A 15,812-nucleotide genomic window follows, 5' to 3' on the forward strand; every position below is an offset into this window, starting at 1 on the left:
GGAGCGCACCATGGCCGAGATACGCCTGCAGAACCTGGCTCACAGTTACAGCGCCCAACCGAGCGGGCCGGACGACTATGCCATCCGCGCGATGACCCACGTCTGGGAGCAGGGCGGCGCTTACGCGCTGCTCGGCCCGTCCGGCTGCGGCAAGTCGACCCTGCTCAACATCATCTCCGGGCTGCTCAGCCCTTCCGAGGGGCAGGTGCTGTTCGACATGCGCGAGGTCAACGACCTGCCGCCGCAGGAACGCAACATCGCTCAGGTTTTCCAGTTCCCGGTGGTGTACGACACCATGACGGTGTTCGACAACCTGGCCTTCCCGCTGCGCAACCAGGGCCTGGCAGAATCCCGGGTGACCAGCAAGGTGCACGAGATCGCCGAGGTGCTGGACTTGCACCCGCTGCTGCACAAGAAGGCGCGCAACCTCACCGCCGACGAGAAGCAGAAAGTCTCCATGGGCCGCGGTCTGGTGCGCGATGACGTGTCGGCGATCCTCTTTGACGAGCCGCTGACGGTGATCGACCCGCACCTGAAGTGGAAGCTGCGGCGCAAGCTCAAGCAGATCCACGAGCAGTTCAACATCACCATGGTCTACGTCACCCACGACCAACTGGAGGCCTCGACCTTCGCCGACAAGATCGCGGTGATGTATGGCGGCCAGATCGTCCAGTTCGGCACACCGCGCGAGCTGTTCGAGCGGCCGAAACATACCTTTGTCGGCTTCTTCATCGGTAGCCCGGGGATGAACCTGATCGAGGTCACGCCCTACGCTGGCGGCGTGTGCTTCGGCCAGACCCGCGTGCCGCTGGCACCGGCCCTGAACCAGCAGCTGGCCGGGCTGGGCGGACAGAAGCTGAAGCTGGGCATTCGCCCGGAGTTCGTGCATGTCAGCGACGAGCCCTTCGTCGACGCCCTGCGTGGCGAGGTGCGCCATGTCGAGGACCTGGGCACCTACAAGATCCTCACCCTGGAACTGGACGGCGTGACGCTCAAGGCGCGCCTGCAGGAGGACCTGCCGGTGCCGCAGAAGGTGGCCTATATCGGCTTCCCGTCCCAATGGCTGATGGTCTACGCCGACGACGTGCTGGTGGAGGTGCGGGCATGAACAAGGTGATCAACAACAAGGCCTGGTGGCTGGTGCTGCCGGTATTCCTGCTGGTGGCGTTCAGCGCCATCCTGCCGATGATGACGGTGGTCAACTACTCGGTGCAGGACATCTTCGACGCCAGCACCCGCACCTTCGTCGGTGTCGAGTGGTATCAGCAGGTGCTGCAGGACGAGCGCCTGCACGATTCGCTGCTGCGCCAGTTCATCTTCTCCGCCTGCGTGCTGCTGATCGAGATCCCGCTGGGCATCGCCATCGCCCTGTGCATGCCGACCAAGGGCCGCTGGGCCTCGGCCTGCCTGATCATCATGGCCATTCCACTGCTGATCCCATGGAACGTGATCGGCACCATCTGGCAGATCTTCGGCCGCGCCGACATCGGTCTGCTGGGTTGGACCCTGAGCAAGCTGGGCATCAGCTACAACTACGCGGCCAACACCATGGATGCCTGGGTGACCGTGCTGGTGATGGACGTGTGGCACTGGACCTCGCTGGTGGCACTGCTGTGCTACTCGGGCCTGCGCGCCATTCCTGACGTGTACTACCAAGCCGCACGCATCGACCGCGCCTCGGCCTGGGCGGTGTTCCGCCATATCCAGCTGCCGAAAATGAAGAGCGTGCTGCTGATCGCCGTGATGCTGCGCTTCATGGACAGCTTCATGATCTACACCGAGCCGTTCGTGCTCACCGGCGGCGGGCCAGGCAACGCCACCACCTTCCTCAGCCAGACGCTGACCAAGATGGCGGTGGGCCAGTTCGACCTGGGGCCGGCGGCGGCATTCTCGCTGGTGTACTTCCTGATCATCCTGCTGGTGTCCTGGGCGTTCTACACGGCCATGACCCACAACGACCAGAAGAGCTGAGGAGCCTGCCATGACCATTCGTAAAGCCCTGGCGCTGCTGCTCTACATCCTGTTCCTGCTGGTGCCGATCTACTGGCTGCTGAACATGTCGTTCAAGAGCAACACCGAGATTCTCGGTGGCCTGACCCTGTGGCCGCAGGACTTCACCCTGGCTAACTACAAGGTGATCTTTACCGACCCGAGTTGGTACACCGGCTACCTCAACTCGCTGTACTACGTGTGCCTGAACACTCTGATCTCCCTGCTGGTGGCGCTGCCGGCGGCCTATGCGTTCTCGCGCTACCGCTTCCTCGGCGACAAGCACCTGTTCTTCTGGCTGCTGACCAACCGCATGGCGCCGCCGGCGGTGTTCCTCCTGCCGTTCTTCCAGCTGTACTCGTCCATCGGCCTGTTCGACACCCACATCGCCGTGGCGCTGGCCCACTGCCTGTTCAACGTGCCGCTGGCGGTGTGGATCCTCGAGGGCTTCATGTCGGGGGTGCCGAAGGAGATCGACGAGACGGCCTACATCGACGGCTACAGCTTCCCCAAGTTCTTCGTGAAGATCTTCATCCCGCTGATCGGCCCGGGCATCGGTGTCACGGCGTTCTTCTGCTTCATGTTCTCCTGGGTCGAGCTACTGCTGGCGCGCACCCTCACCTCGGTGAACGCCAAGCCGATCGTGGCGGTGATGACCCGTACGGTGTCGGCCTCCGGCATCGACTGGGGCGTGCTGGCGGCGGCGGGGGTGCTGACTATCCTGCCGGGCATGCTGGTGATCTGGTTCGTCCGTAACCACGTGGCCAAGGGCTTCGCCCTGGGCCGGGTCTGAGGAGAAACGACTATGGAATGGATGGCCTGGACTCCGGTCACGGCGGCCTTCTTCGGCGGCATCGCGCTGCTGCTGGTGGGCATGACGGTATGGGAAATCCGCTCGCCCTGCGTCGAGCGCAGAGGCTTTCTGCCGATCGTCACCACCCGTGGCGACCGGCTGTTCATCGGTTTGCTCGGCAGCGCCTACCTGCACCTGCTGGTAGTGGGCGTGACCGACTGGAGCACCTGGATAGCCTCGGCGCTGTCCGTCGTGTGGTTACTGGTGGTGATGCGTTGGGGCTGACCGGCTGCCTGGCTGGACGGTCGCTTTTCTATTCAAGCAAGGAGGAGTCTATGTTCGACAACAACTACAAGACCCGACATAGCATGGCGCTGGCAGCCCTGCTGACGTTGTCCGGATTGAGCGGCGCGGCCTGGGCGGATGCCTATGAAGAGGCGGCGAAGAAATGGATCGACAGTGAGTTCTCGCCGTCCACCCTGACCAAGGAGCAGCAGCTCGAGGAGCTGAAGTGGTTCATCAAGGCGGCCGAGCCGTTCCGCGGCATGGAGATCAATGTCGCCTCCGAGACCATCGCCACCCATGAGTACGAGTCCAAGGTCCTGGCCAAGGCCTTCAGCGAGATCACCGGGATCAAGCTAACCCACGACCTGATGCAGGAAGGCGACGTGGTGGAGAAGCTGCAGACCCAGATGCAGTCCGGCAAGAACATCTACGACGGCTGGGTCAATGACTCGGACCTGATCGGCACCCACTTCCGCTACGGCAAGGCCGTGGCGATCAGCGACATGATGGCCAATGAAGGCAAGGATTTCACTTCGCCGACCCTGGACCTCAATGACTTCATCGGCATCTCCTTCACCACCGGGCCGGACAAGAAGCTCTACCAGCTGCCCGACCAGCAGTTCGCCAACCTCTACTGGTTCCGCGCCGACTGGTTCGAAAAGCCGGAGCTGAAGGCCAAGTTCAAGGAAATCTACGGCTACGAGCTGGGCGTGCCGGTCAACTGGTCGGCCTATGAGGACATCGCCCAGTTCTTCACCGAGCACGTCAAGGAAATCGACGGCAAGCGTGTCTACGGCCACATGGACTACGGCAAGAAGGACCCGTCGCTGGGCTGGCGCTTCACCGATGCTTGGTTCTCCATGGCCGGTGGCGGCGACAAGGGTCTGCCCAACGGCGTGCCGGTGGACGAGTGGGGCATCCGCGTCGAAGGCTGCCGCCCGGTGGGCTCCAGCGTCGCCCGCGGCGGCGACACCAACGGCCCGGCGGCGGTCTACGCCACCACCAAGTACGTCGACTGGATGCGCCAGTACGCGCCGCCGGAAGCCCAGGGTATGACCTTCTCCGAGGCCGGTCCGGTGCCCGCCCAGGGCAACATCGCCCAGCAGATCTTCTGGTACACCGCCTTCACCGCGGACATGACCAAGCCGGGCCTGGCCGTGGTCAACGAGGACGGCACACCGAAATGGCGCATGGCGCCGTCGCCCAAGGGGCCGTACTGGGAGGAGGGCATGAAGCTCGGCTATCAGGACGCCGGTTCCTGGACCTTCCTCAAGTCCACCCCGGAGAAACAGCGCCTGGCGGCCTGGCTGTACGCGCAGTTCGTTACCGCCAAGACCGTTTCGCTGAAAAAGACCCTGGTCGGCCTGACGCCGATTCGTGAGTCGGACATCAACTCCCAGGCGATGACCGACGCGGCGCCCAAGCTCGGCGGTCTGGTGGAGTTCTACCGCAGCCCGGCCCGGGTGCAGTGGACCCCCACCGGCACCAACGTGCCGGACTACCCGCGCCTGGCCCAGCTGTGGTGGCAGTTCATCGCCGAAGCGGCGAGTGGTGACAAGACCCCGCAGGAGGCTCTGGACGGCCTGGCCGCGGCTCAGGACAGCATGATGGCGCGCATCGAGCGCTCCGGCGTGCAGGGTGACTGCGGTCCGAAACTCAACGAGGAGAAGGACCCGCAATACTGGCTGGATCAGCCGGGCGCGCCCAAGCCGAAGCTGGACAACGAGAAGCCGAAGGGCGAGACCGTGAGCTACGACGAGCTGGTGAAGTCCTGGCAGAAGGCTCAGTAAGATCTGAGCTGGAAACGAAAACGGCGCCCTCGGGCGCCGTTCTTTATTGCGGAGCGACTTACGCGTGCAGGTTGTCTGCGGCGTGCAGGGTGTTCTCCAGCAGGCAGGCGCGAGTCATCGGGCCGACGCCACCCGGTACCGGGGTGATCCAGCCGGCGCGCTCGGCGGCCGCATCGTATTCCACGTCGCCCAGCAGCTTGCCATCGGCCTGGCGGTTGATTCCGACGTCGATGACGATGGCGCCCGGCTTGATCCACTCGCCCTTGACCAGGCCGGTCTTGCCGGCGGCCGCGACCAAGATGTCGGCCTGGGCCACATGGCCTGCCAGATCCTTGGTGAAGCGGTGGGTAACGGTTACGGTGCAGCCGGCCAGCAGCAGCTCGAGGGCCATCGGGCGGCCGACGATATTGGAGGCGCCGACTACCACGGCGTGCTGGCCGTGCAGGTCGACACCAGTGCTTTCCAGCAGGGTCATGATCCCCTTCGGTGTGCAGGAGCGCAGCAGCGGCATGCGCTGGGACAGGCGGCCGACGTTGAACGGGTGGAAACCGTCGACGTCCTTGTCCGGGTTGATGCGTTCGAGCAGCTGCGAGGCGTCCAGATGGGCGGGCAGCGGTAGCTGCACCAGGATGCCGTCGATGGCGTTGTCGCGGTTGAGCTGGTCGATCAGGCTCAGCAGCTCGCCCTGAGTGGTGGTGGCAGGCAGGTCATGGGCCACGGAAACGAAGCCGACTTCCTCGCAATCCTTGCGCTTGTGCGACACATAGACTTGGGACGCAGGGTCGCTGCCGACCAGGATCACGGCCAGGCCCGGAGCGCGCAGGCCCTGCTGGCGACGCTCGGCGACGCGTTTGGCGATGTCCTGGCGGAGGTTGGCGGCGATGGTTTTGCCGTCGATCAGTTTTGCGGTCATGACGCTTGCTTAACCATAGGGGAGGGTGGAAAAAAGGTCGCGCATTCTCGCATGGGCGGCCGGTGGGGCAAAGGCGCATGCGTCGTGCTTTCCTGTAACTCCTTTATCCAGCAGGATTTTTTTCATTTTCGTGTTGACGCCCCGGGATCGCCTCTATAAGATTCGCCCCGCTTGTCGAGCACAGCCAGCCGCTGGGTAAGATGGCAACGACCGGAAGCGGTTGGAGCTGTAGCTTAGAAGTCTGTTCCGCAGATGATTAAGCGCCCGTAGCTCAGCTGGATAGAGCATCCGCCTTCTAAGCGGATGGTCGCAGGTTCGAGTCCTGCCGGGTGCGCCATTGGCGAATCAGGCACAAGCAACGCAATATGGTGGGCGTAGCTCAGTTGGTAGAGCACAGGATTGTGGCTCCTGGTGTCGTGGGTTCGATTCCCATCGTCCACCCCATATTCGAGAAAACGCCAGGCCAAAAGCCTGGCGTTTTCGTTTCAAGTGTTACCACGCGGACGTGGTGAAATTGGTAGACACACCAGATTTAGGTTCTGGCGCCGCAAGGTGTGAGAGTTCGAGTCTCTCCGTCCGCACCATCTTTTCTTTGTAATCCCTCCTTATATATCCCGCCGTTTCTTGCTCGTTTTGTGCAGGTGACTTCTGTTATTCGAGCCACTAGAATGCTTGCCTTTCGATTCTGGGGCCGGAACGCCGGCTTATGTCTGTGCAACGAGGAATATCCATGCAAGTTTCTGTTGAAAGCACCTCCGCTCTTGAGCGCCGCATGACCATCGGCGTGCCTGCCGAGCGCATCGAGACCGAAGTGACCAAGCGTCTGCAACAGACTGCCCGTCGTGCCAAGGTGGCTGGTTTCCGTCCCGGCAAAGTGCCGATGAACGTCATCCGTCAGCGCTATGAAGACTCCGCTCGCCAGGAAGCTCTGGGCGACCTGATCCAGGCCACCTTCTATGAAGCCATCGTCGAGCAGAAGCTGAACCCGGCTGGTGCTCCATCCGTCGAGCCGAAGACCTTCGAGAAGGGCAAGGACCTCGAGTACGTCGCCACTTTCGAAGTGTTCCCGGAAATCAAGCTGGCCGGCTTCGAGGGCATCACTGTCGAGCGCCTACAGGCTGACGTGACCGATGCTGACGTCGACAACATGCTGGAAATCCTGCGCAAGCAAAACACCCGCTTCGAAGCTGTTGAGCGTGCCGCCGAGAATGGCGACCAGCTGAACATCGATTTCGTAGGCAAGATCGACGGCGAAGCCTTCGCTGGTGGTAGCGCCAAGGGCACCCCGCTGGTGCTGGGCTCCGGCCGCATGATTCCGGGCTTCGAAGATGCCCTGGTCGGCGTCAAGGCTGGCGAAGAACGCGTCATCAATCCGACCTTCCCGGCTGACTACCAGAACCTGGATCTGGCCGGCAAGACCGCCGAGTTCACCGTGACCGTCAACAGCGTTTCCGCTCCGCAACTGCCGGAACTGAACGACGACTTCTTCGCTCTGTTCGGCATCAAGGGCGAAGGCCTGGAAGGCTTCCGCGCCGAAGTCCGCAAGAACATGGACCGCGAACTGCGCCAGGCCATCAAGTCCAAGGTGAAGAACCAGGTCATGGAAGGCCTGCTGGCCGCCAACCCGGTCGAAGTGCCTAAGTCCCTGATCGGCAACGAAGTGAACCGTCTGCGCGTGCAGGCCGTTCAGCAGTTCGGTGGCAACATCAAGCCTGACCAACTGCCGGCCGAGCTGTTCGAAGAGCAAGCCAAGCGCCGCGTGGTGCTGGGTCTGATCGTTGCCGAAGTGGTCAAGCAGGGCGAGCTGAAGGCTGACGAAGCCCGCGTTCGCGAGCTGATCGAGGAAATGGCCTCCGCTTATCAGGAGCCGCAGCAGGTTGTGGCCTGGTACTACAAGAACGACCAGCAGCTGAACGAAGTGCGTTCGGTTGTACTGGAAGAACAAGTTGTAGATACTGTCCTGCAGAAGGCCAGCGTGACCGATAAAGCGGTCTCCTACGAAGAAGCGGTCAAGCCGGCGGAAGCCCCGCAAGCAGCCTGATCCCTCGCCTCGTTCGAGCACAACCATAAGCCAGCCTTCGCGCTGGCTTATGCGTCTTTAGAGACATGACTATTAGGGAGAGATCGCTAGACATGTCGCATAACTCTTTCATGAACACCATGCCTGACATCCAAGCCGCCGGCGGCCTTGTGCCGATGGTGATCGAGCAGTCCGCCCGTGGCGAACGCGCCTATGACATCTACTCCCGCCTGCTTAAGGAGCGAGTGATCTTCATGGTCGGCCAGGTCGAGGACTACATGGCCAACCTGGTCGTGGCTCAGCTGCTGTTCCTCGAAGCCGAGAACCCGGACAAAGACATTCACCTGTACATCAACTCGCCGGGCGGTTCGGTGACTGCTGGCATGTCGATCTACGACACCATGCAGTTCATCAAGCCTGACGTGTCCACCATCTGCATCGGCCAGGCCTGCAGCATGGGCGCGTTGCTGCTGGCTGGCGGTGCCGCCGGCAAGCGTTACTGCCTGCCGCACTCGCGCATGATGATTCACCAGCCGCTGGGCGGCTTCCAGGGCCAGGCCTCGGATATCGAGATTCACGCTCGTGAAATTCTCACCATCCGCGAGCGCCTGAATAAGATCCTGGCCGACCACTGCAAGCAGCCGATCGACGTGATCGCCAAGGACACTGACCGTGACAACTTCATGAGCGGTGACGAAGCGGTCAAATATGGCCTCATCGATCAGGTTCTGAACAAGCGTCAGCTGGCTGTCTGATTCGGTGTTTCAGCGCAACGGCCGGGGTATCCGGCCGTCCTGCAGGGTTGAAAATGCCTGCAATTGCCTTCATCTTGTGTTTCATGCCTACCGTATTGGATCGATCGAATGACTGACACCCGCAACGGCGAGGACAACGGCAAGCTGCTCTACTGCTCCTTCTGCGGCAAAAGCCAGCACGAAGTGCGCAAGCTGATCGCCGGTCCCTCCGTCTTTATCTGCGACGAGTGCGTCGACCTGTGCAATGACATCATCCGCGAGGAGGTGCAGGAAGCCCAGGCCGAGAGCAGCGCGCACAAGTTGCCCGCGCCCAAGGAAATCAGCGGCATCCTCGATCAGTACGTGATCGGTCAGGAACGTGCCAAGAAGGTGCTTTCCGTCGCGGTGTACAACCATTACAAGCGTCTGAACCAGCGCGACAAGAAAGATGATGTCGAGCTGGGCAAGAGCAATATCCTGCTGATTGGTCCGACCGGCTCTGGCAAGACGCTGCTGGCCGAGACGCTGGCTCGCCTGCTCAACGTGCCGTTCACCATCGCCGACGCCACCACCCTGACCGAAGCCGGTTATGTGGGTGAGGACGTCGAGAACATCATTCAGAAGCTGCTGCAGAAGTGCGATTACGACGTGGAAAAGGCCCAGATGGGCATCGTCTACATCGACGAAATCGACAAGATTTCGCGCAAGTCGGACAACCCCTCCATCACCCGTGACGTCTCGGGCGAGGGCGTGCAACAAGCGCTGCTGAAGCTGATCGAAGGTACAGTTGCCTCGGTTCCGCCCCAGGGTGGTCGCAAGCACCCGCAGCAGGAGTTCCTGCAGGTCGATACGCGCAACATCCTGTTCATCTGCGGTGGTGCATTCGCTGGTCTGGAGAAGGTAATTCAGGCCCGCTCCACCAAGGGCGGCATCGGCTTCAATGCCGAAGTGCGCAGCCCGGACCTGGGCAAGAAAGTCGGCGAGGCGCTGCGTGAGGTCGAACCCGATGATTTGGTGAAGTTCGGTCTTATTCCGGAATTCGTTGGTCGTCTGCCGGTCATCGCCACCCTCGATGAGCTGGACGAGGCTGCGCTGATGCAGATCCTCACCGAGCCGAAGAACGCCCTGACCAAGCAGTACGCCAAGCTGTTCGAGATGGAAGGCGTGGACCTGGAGTTCCGTGCCGACGCGCTGAAGGCCGTGGCTCATCGTGCGCTGGAGCGCAAGACCGGTGCTCGTGGCCTGCGTTCTATCCTCGAAGGCGTATTGCTCGACACCATGTACGAGATCCCCTCGCAGAGCGATGTCAGCAAGGTGGTGATCGACGAGAGCGTGATCGAAGGCAGTTCCAAGCCGCTGTTGATCTACGAGAACAGCGAGCCGCCGGCCAAGGCTGCGCCGGACGCCTGACGTCTGTAAACCGTTGAAACAAGGGGCCCTGCGGGGCCCTTTGCTTTTCCGCCTTTCTCGCTTGTTTTTTCCCAGGGGCGGCCCCATCTTAGGGTCAAGGGTACTCCCGTCCGATTACGGCCGAATGGCCGCCGTAGAGCTGAAATCATGAAGACAACCATCGAATTGCCTCTCTTGCCGCTGCGTGATGTCGTGGTCTATCCGCACATGGTCATCCCGCTGTTCGTCGGTCGCGAGAAGTCCATCGAGGCCCTGGAGGCCGCCATGGCCGGCGACAAGCAGATCCTCCTGCTGGCGCAGCGCAACCCGGCTGACGATGATCCTGGCGAAGATGCGCTGTACCGCATGGGTACCGTGGCCACCGTGCTGCAGCTGCTCAAGTTGCCGGATGGCACGGTCAAGGTGCTGGTCGAGGGCGAGCAGCGCGGCTCCGTGCAGAAGTTCATCGAAGTGGATGGCCACTGCCGTGCCGAGGTGCAGTTGCTCGACGAAAGCGAAGCAGCCGAGCGCGAGTCGGAAGTCTTCACTCGCAGCCTGCTCAGCCAGTTCGAACAGTACGTGCAGCTGGGCAAGAAAGTGCCGGCCGAGGTGCTGTCGTCGCTGAACAGCATTGATGATCCGGCGCGCCTGGTCGACACCATGGCCGCGCACATGGTGCTGAAGATTGAGCAGAAGCAGGAAATCCTCGAGATCACCAGCCTGGCCGAGCGCGTCGAGCATGTGCTGGCGCTGCTGGATGCCGAAATCGACCTGCTGCAGGTCGAGAAGCGCATCCGTGGCCGGGTCAAGAAGCAGATGGAGCGCAGCCAGCGTGAGTACTACCTAAATGAGCAGATGAAGGCCATTCAGAAGGAGCTGGGCGACATCGACGAAGGCCATAACGAGATCGACGAGCTGAAGAAGCGCATCGATAACGCCGGCCTTACCAAAGAGGCGCTGACCAAGGCCAATGCCGAGCTGAACAAGCTCAAGCAGATGTCGCCGATGTCGGCGGAAGCCACCGTGGTGCGCTCTTACATCGACTGGCTGACCAACGTGCCGTGGAAGGCCGAGAGCAAGGTGCGCCTCGATCTGAGCAAGGCCGAAGACATCCTCGAGGCCGATCACTTCGGTCTGGAGGAAGTGAAGGAACGCATCCTCGAGTATCTCGCCGTGCAGAAGCGGGTGAAGAAGCTCAAGGGGCCGGTGCTGTGCCTGGTCGGTCCGCCCGGCGTGGGCAAGACCTCGCTGGCCGAGTCCATCGCTCGCGCCACCAATCGCAAGTTCGTGCGCATGGCCCTGGGTGGCGTGCGTGACGAAGCCGAGATCCGCGGTCACCGTCGCACCTACATCGGCTCCATGCCTGGTCGTCTGATCCAGAAGCTGACCAAGGTCGGCGTGCGCAACCCGCTGTTCCTGCTCGACGAGATCGACAAGATGGGTAGCGACATGCGTGGCGATCCCGCCTCGGCGCTGCTTGAGGTGCTGGATCCGGAGCAGAACCACAACTTCAACGACCATTACCTGGAGGTCGACTACGACCTTTCGGACGTAATGTTCATCTGCACCGCCAACTCCATGAACATCCCCGGTCCGCTGCTGGACCGCATGGAAGTGATTCGTCTGCCGGGCTACACCGAGGACGAGAAGGTCAATATCGCCATCAAGTACCTGACGCCCAAGCAGGTATTGGCCAATGGCCTGAAGAAGGGCGAGCTGGAGTTCGAGGACGCCGCGATCCGCGACATCATTCGTTACTACACCCGCGAGGCGGGCGTGCGCAGCCTGGAGCGGCAGATTTCCAAGGTCTGCCGCAAGGCGGTCAAGGAGCACGCCAAGGAGAAGCGCATCAAGGTACTGGTGACGCCGGACTCGCTGGAGCACTTCCTTGGTGTGCGCCGCTACCGCCATGGCCTGGCCGAGCAGCAGGACCAAATCGGTCAGGTCACGGGCCTGGCCTGGACCCAGGTCGGTGGCGAATTGCTGACCATCGAAACCGCCGTGGTGCCGGGCAAGGGCCAGCTGATCAAGACCGGCTCGCTGGGCGACGTAATGGCCGAGTCCATGACCGCCGCGCTGACCGTGGTGCGTAGCCGTGCCAAGAGCCTGGGCATTCCCGTGGATTTCCACGAGAAGCGCGACGTGCACATCCATATGCCGGAAGGCGCCACGCCGAAGGATGGTCCCAGTGCCGGTATCGGTCTGTGCACGGCCCTGGTTTCGGCCTTGACGCAGATCCCGGTGCGCGCCGACGTGGCCATGACCGGCGAGATCACCCTGCGTGGTCAGGTGCTGGCCATCGGCGGTCTCAAGGAGAAGTTACTGGCCGCCCACCGGGGTGGAATCAAGACCGTGATCATTCCGGAAGAGAATGTTCGTGATCTCAAGGAAATTCCGGAAAATATTAAGCAAGACCTGACCATTAAGCCGGTTAAATGGATTGACGAGGTCCTGCAAATTGCGCTGCAATACGCCCCGGAGCCCTTGCCCGATGCGGCTCCCGAGATGGTTGCAAAGGATGATACGCGCGAGACTGATTCCAAGGAGCGAATCAGCACGCATTAGGCCGAAGGCTTCCTTGACACTATTTTCGAGCCCTTGTTATAAAGCGGCTCCTATTGTGTCGGCAGGCCCTTCAGCACCCGCTTTGCTTACACCAAACAACTAAGAAACAACTCAACAGAAATAAGGGGACTTAAGAGTGAACAAGTCGGAACTGATTGATGCCATCGCCGCATCCGCTGATATCCCGAAAGCTGTTGCTGGCCGCGCGCTGGACGCAGTGATCGAATCCGTCACTGGCGCTCTGAAGGCTGGTGATTCCGTGGTGCTGGTTGGCTTCGGTACTTTCGCTGTCAAAGAACGCGCTGCCCGTACCGGCCGCAACCCGCAGACTGGCAAGCCGATCAAGATCGCCGCTGCCAAGATCCCTGGCTTCAAAGCTGGTAAAGCTCTGAAAGACGCCGTCAACTAAGCGTCTCTCTGGGCTTTGCCCCGCCGCACCGGGTCAGCCCGGTTCGGTGCGGAGCGGAATCCCATCCGCTCCATCAGTTACGAGAAGGCGCATCCTCGGATGCGCCTTTCTTTTATCCGGATTCAACACCCGCGCTGCATTCGCTGTTCGTTCAGTGCAGCCGTTTCGGGGGAAGCATGCTGCAGAACATCAGGGACAATTCCCAGGGCTGGATCGCCAAGACCATCGTCGGTCTGATCGTCATGTTGATGGCGTTCACCGGCTTCGAGGCCATCCTCCAGTCCACCAGTAACAGCCGCAATGCCGCCGAGGTCAATGGCGAAGAGATCAGCCTGGACAGCCTCAACGCGGCGGTGGAAATGCAGCGTCGGCAGCTAATCCAGCAATTCGGCAAGGATTTCGACGCCTCGCTGCTGGACGACAACCTGCTGCGCAAGGCCGCCCTCGACAATCTGATCGATCGTACCCTGCTGCTGCAGGGCGCCAAGGAAGCCGGCATGGGCTTCTCCGAGACCTCGCTGGATCAACTGATCCTGCAGACCCCGGCCTTCCAGGTCGAGGGCAAATTTGATTCGGCACGCTTCGACCAGATCCTGCAGCAGCAGGGCATGAGTCGCATGCAGTTCCGCGAGCGCCTGCGCCAAGACGTTCTGGTCAGCCAGCTGCAGGCGACCCTGGCCGCCAGCAACTTCGTCACCGACGCCGAGCTGCAGGCCTTCGTGCGTCTGGACAAGCAGACCCGCGACTTCGCCACTCACACCATTGTTGCCGACGCCAAGGCCGTCGAGCTGAAGGATGAGGAGATCAAGGCTTACTACGACGAGCACGCCGACCAGTTCATGAGCACCGAGCAGGTCGTGGTCGAGTACGTCGAGCTGAAGAAGGAGCGCTTCTTCGCCGAGGCCAAGGCCAGCGACGAAGAGCTGCAGGAGCTGTACAAGAAAGAAATCGCCAACCTGGCCGAGCAGCGCCGCGGCGCGCACATCCTGCTGGAAGTAAACGACAAGCTCAGCGACGAGCAGGCCAAGGCCAAGCTCGACGAAGTGGCTGCACGCCTGAAGCAGGGCGAGGACTTCGCCAAACTGGCCAAGGAAATCTCCCAGGACCCGGGCTCCGCCAGCAACGGCGGTGATCTGGGCTTCGCCGGTCCGGGCGTGTATGACCCCGAGTTCGAGAAGGCGCTATACGCGCTGAAGAAGGACGAAGTATCCGCACCTGTGCGCAGCGCATTCGGCTGGCACCTGGTCAAGCTGCTGGACGTTCAGGCACCCGAGGTGCCGAGCTTCGCCAGCCTGAAGGACCAGCTGGAGCGCGACGTCAAAGCGCAGCAGGTCGAGCAGCGCTTCGTCGAAGTGGCCAAGGAACTGGAGGAAGCCAGCTACGAGGCCTCCGATCTTTCCCAGCCTGCGGAAGAGCTGCAGTTGCAGGTGCAGACCAGTGGCGCCTTCGGTCGCGAGGGTGGCGAGGGTATCGCTGCCAACCGTCAGGTGGTGCAGGCTGCCTTCAGTCCGGAAGTGCTGGAAGACGGTCGCAGCAGTAGCGCCATCGAGCTGGATCCGGACACCGTGGTCGTGGTGCGCGTGAAGGAGCACAAGAAGCCGGCGCAGCTGCCGCTGGAAGAAGTCACCGCCGGTATTCGCGACACCCTGGCGCGCAAGAAGGCCGGGGAAGCGGCCAAGGCCAACGGCGAGGCGCTGATGGCCGGGCTGCGCAAGGGCGAGGACGCTGGCAAGGACTGGAAGGTGGTGCAGGCCGCTACCCGCAGCCAGGAAGGCGTCGAGCCGGTTGTGCTGCAGGCGCTGTTCCGCATGGCCAAGCCGGGCGAAGACGGCAAGCCCACCTATGCTGGCGTCAGTCTTAACAACGGCGACTATGTAGTGCTACGTCTCGACGGCGTCGGCCAGGCCAAGGCCGAGCTGAGCGAGGAAGAGAAGGTCAGCTACCGTCGCTTCCTGGCCTCGCGTACCGGCCAGCAGGACTTCGCCGCCTATCGCCAGCAGCTGCAGGCAGAGGCCGATATCGAGCGTTTCTGAGTGACAGGATCTCCCGCCCTCGTGGAGGGAGACGCCCAAGAAAAAGGCCGCTGAAAAGCGGCCTTTTTCGTTTCCGGCTACTGAGGTATCAGTCTTCGATGGCGCCCATCGCGGTGGTGTTGAAGCCGCCGTCGACATAGAGGATCTCGCCACTGATGCCCGAGGCCAGGTCGGAGCAGAGGAAGGCGCCGGCATTGCCGACTTCTTCAATGGTCACGTTGCGGCGCAGCGGGGTCTGCTTCTCGTTGGCGGCGAGCATCTTGCGGAAGCTCTTGATGCCACTGGCGGCCAGGGTGCGGATCGGGCCTGCGGAGATGGCATTGACGCGGGTGCCTTCCGGGCCGAGGCTGCCGGCCAGGTAGCGCACACCGGCCTCCAGGCTGGCCTTGGCCATGCCCATCACGTTGTAGTTAGGCATGGTGCGCTCGGCGCCCAGGTAGGAGAGGGTCAGCACGCTGCCGTTGCGGCCTTGCATCATGCTGCGGCCGGCCTTGGCCAGGGCGACCAGGCTGTAGGCGCTGATGTCGTGAGCGATGCGGAAGCCTTCGCGGGTGGTGACCTCGGTGAAGTCGCCGTCCAGCTGGTCACCGGGGGCGAAGCCGACGGAGTGGACGATGCAGTCCAGGCCATCCCACTTCTTGCTCAGTTCCTCGAAGACCTTGGCGATCTCGTCGTCATTGGCCACGTCGCAGGGGAAGCACAGCTCGGGGTTCGAGCCCCAGCCAGCGGCGAATTCTTCGACGCGGCCCTTGAGCTTGTCGTTCTGGTAGGTGAAGGCGAGCTCGGCGCCCTCGCGGTGCATGGCGGCGGCGATGCCCGAGGCGATCGACAGTTTGCTGGCCACGCCAACGATCAGTACGCGCTTACCGGCGAGAAAACCCATGTGCGTCAT

General features: G+C 62.0%; 13 protein-coding genes and 3 tRNA genes. 14 read left to right on the top strand and 2 right to left on the bottom strand.

Features of this window, described 5'->3' with window-relative positions; all coding sequences use genetic code 11:
- Positions 1–10 precede the first annotated feature (10 nt).
- The 5 genes from IB232_RS22480 to IB232_RS22500 are packed head-to-tail and all read left to right on the top strand — an operon-like array spanning position 11 to position 4,857.
- Positions 11–1,108: an ABC transporter ATP-binding protein gene (locus IB232_RS22480; protein WP_192400780.1), complete on the top strand. Its 1,098-nt coding sequence runs from the start codon at positions 11–13 to the stop codon at positions 1,106–1,108.
- Positions 1,105–1,971, top strand: coding sequence for a carbohydrate ABC transporter permease (locus tag IB232_RS22485; RefSeq protein ID WP_137972662.1), 867 nt, complete (start codon positions 1,105–1,107; stop codon positions 1,969–1,971). Before IB232_RS22480 ends, IB232_RS22485 begins: the two co-directional genes overlap by 4 nt.
- A gap of 10 nt (positions 1,972–1,981) precedes the next feature.
- Complete coding sequence (locus tag IB232_RS22490) at positions 1,982–2,782, top strand: carbohydrate ABC transporter permease (protein ID WP_137972663.1); 801 nt, start codon at positions 1,982–1,984, stop codon at positions 2,780–2,782.
- Positions 2,783–2,794: 12 nt separating this feature from the next.
- Entirely contained in the window at positions 2,795–3,067 is a 273-nt protein-coding gene (locus IB232_RS22495; protein ID WP_061904084.1) for a DUF2160 domain-containing protein, read from the top strand.
- 50 nt (positions 3,068–3,117) lie between these two features.
- Positions 3,118–4,857, top strand: coding sequence for an extracellular solute-binding protein (locus tag IB232_RS22500; RefSeq protein WP_192400781.1), 1,740 nt, complete (start codon positions 3,118–3,120; stop codon positions 4,855–4,857).
- 58 nt (positions 4,858–4,915) lie between these two features.
- Here the strand turns inward: IB232_RS22500 and folD are convergent, their stop codons facing one another.
- Positions 4,916–5,770 (bottom strand): bifunctional methylenetetrahydrofolate dehydrogenase/methenyltetrahydrofolate cyclohydrolase FolD, encoded by an 855-nt coding sequence (gene folD / locus IB232_RS22505; protein WP_192400782.1) that lies wholly within the window; start codon positions 5,768–5,770, stop codon positions 4,916–4,918.
- A gap of 260 nt (positions 5,771–6,030) precedes the next feature.
- Here folD and IB232_RS22510 point away from each other — a divergent pair.
- The 9 genes from IB232_RS22510 to IB232_RS22550 all read left to right on the top strand — a co-directional run bounded on the left by IB232_RS22510 (position 6,031) and on the right by IB232_RS22550 (position 14,920).
- A tRNA-Arg gene (locus IB232_RS22510) sits at positions 6,031–6,107 on the top strand.
- 31 nt (positions 6,108–6,138) lie between these two features.
- Positions 6,139–6,214, top strand: a tRNA-His gene (locus IB232_RS22515).
- 55 nt (positions 6,215–6,269) lie between these two features.
- A tRNA-Leu gene (locus tag IB232_RS22520) sits at positions 6,270–6,354 on the top strand.
- A 146-nt stretch (positions 6,355–6,500) separates the two neighbouring features.
- Entirely contained in the window at positions 6,501–7,811 is a 1,311-nt protein-coding gene (gene tig, locus IB232_RS22525; RefSeq protein ID WP_192400783.1) for a trigger factor, read from the top strand.
- A gap of 92 nt (positions 7,812–7,903) precedes the next feature.
- The gene (gene clpP, locus IB232_RS22530; protein WP_137972667.1) at positions 7,904–8,545 is read left to right on the top strand and encodes an ATP-dependent Clp endopeptidase proteolytic subunit ClpP; all 642 of its coding nucleotides are present in this window, start codon (positions 7,904–7,906) and stop codon (positions 8,543–8,545) included.
- Positions 8,546–8,653: 108 nt separating this feature from the next.
- Positions 8,654–9,934 (top strand): ATP-dependent Clp protease ATP-binding subunit ClpX, encoded by a 1,281-nt coding sequence (clpX, locus tag IB232_RS22535; RefSeq protein WP_043306865.1) that lies wholly within the window; start codon positions 8,654–8,656, stop codon positions 9,932–9,934.
- Positions 9,935–10,081: 147 nt separating this feature from the next.
- Positions 10,082–12,478 carry an endopeptidase La gene (lon, locus tag IB232_RS22540; protein ID WP_192400784.1) on the top strand — a complete coding sequence of 799 codons (2,397 nt, stop codon included), beginning with the start codon at positions 10,082–10,084 and terminating at the stop codon, positions 12,476–12,478.
- A gap of 136 nt (positions 12,479–12,614) precedes the next feature.
- The gene (hupB, locus tag IB232_RS22545; protein ID WP_003087931.1) at positions 12,615–12,887 is read left to right on the top strand and encodes a nucleoid-associated protein HU-beta; all 273 of its coding nucleotides are present in this window, start codon (positions 12,615–12,617) and stop codon (positions 12,885–12,887) included.
- Positions 12,888–13,063: 176 nt separating this feature from the next.
- Positions 13,064–14,920 carry a SurA N-terminal domain-containing protein gene (locus IB232_RS22550; RefSeq protein WP_192400785.1) on the top strand — a complete coding sequence of 619 codons (1,857 nt, stop codon included), beginning with the start codon at positions 13,064–13,066 and terminating at the stop codon, positions 14,918–14,920.
- A gap of 88 nt (positions 14,921–15,008) precedes the next feature.
- Here the strand turns inward: IB232_RS22550 and fabI are convergent, their stop codons facing one another.
- Positions 15,009–15,803 carry an enoyl-ACP reductase FabI gene (gene fabI / locus IB232_RS22555; protein ID WP_192400786.1) on the bottom strand — a complete coding sequence of 265 codons (795 nt, stop codon included), beginning with the start codon at positions 15,801–15,803 and terminating at the stop codon, positions 15,009–15,011.
- Positions 15,804–15,812: the final 9 nt, after the last annotated feature.

This window comes from Pseudomonas sp. PDM15 (assembly GCF_014851565.1).
In the GTDB taxonomy this organism is placed as follows: Bacteria; Pseudomonadota; Gammaproteobacteria; order Pseudomonadales; family Pseudomonadaceae; genus Aquipseudomonas.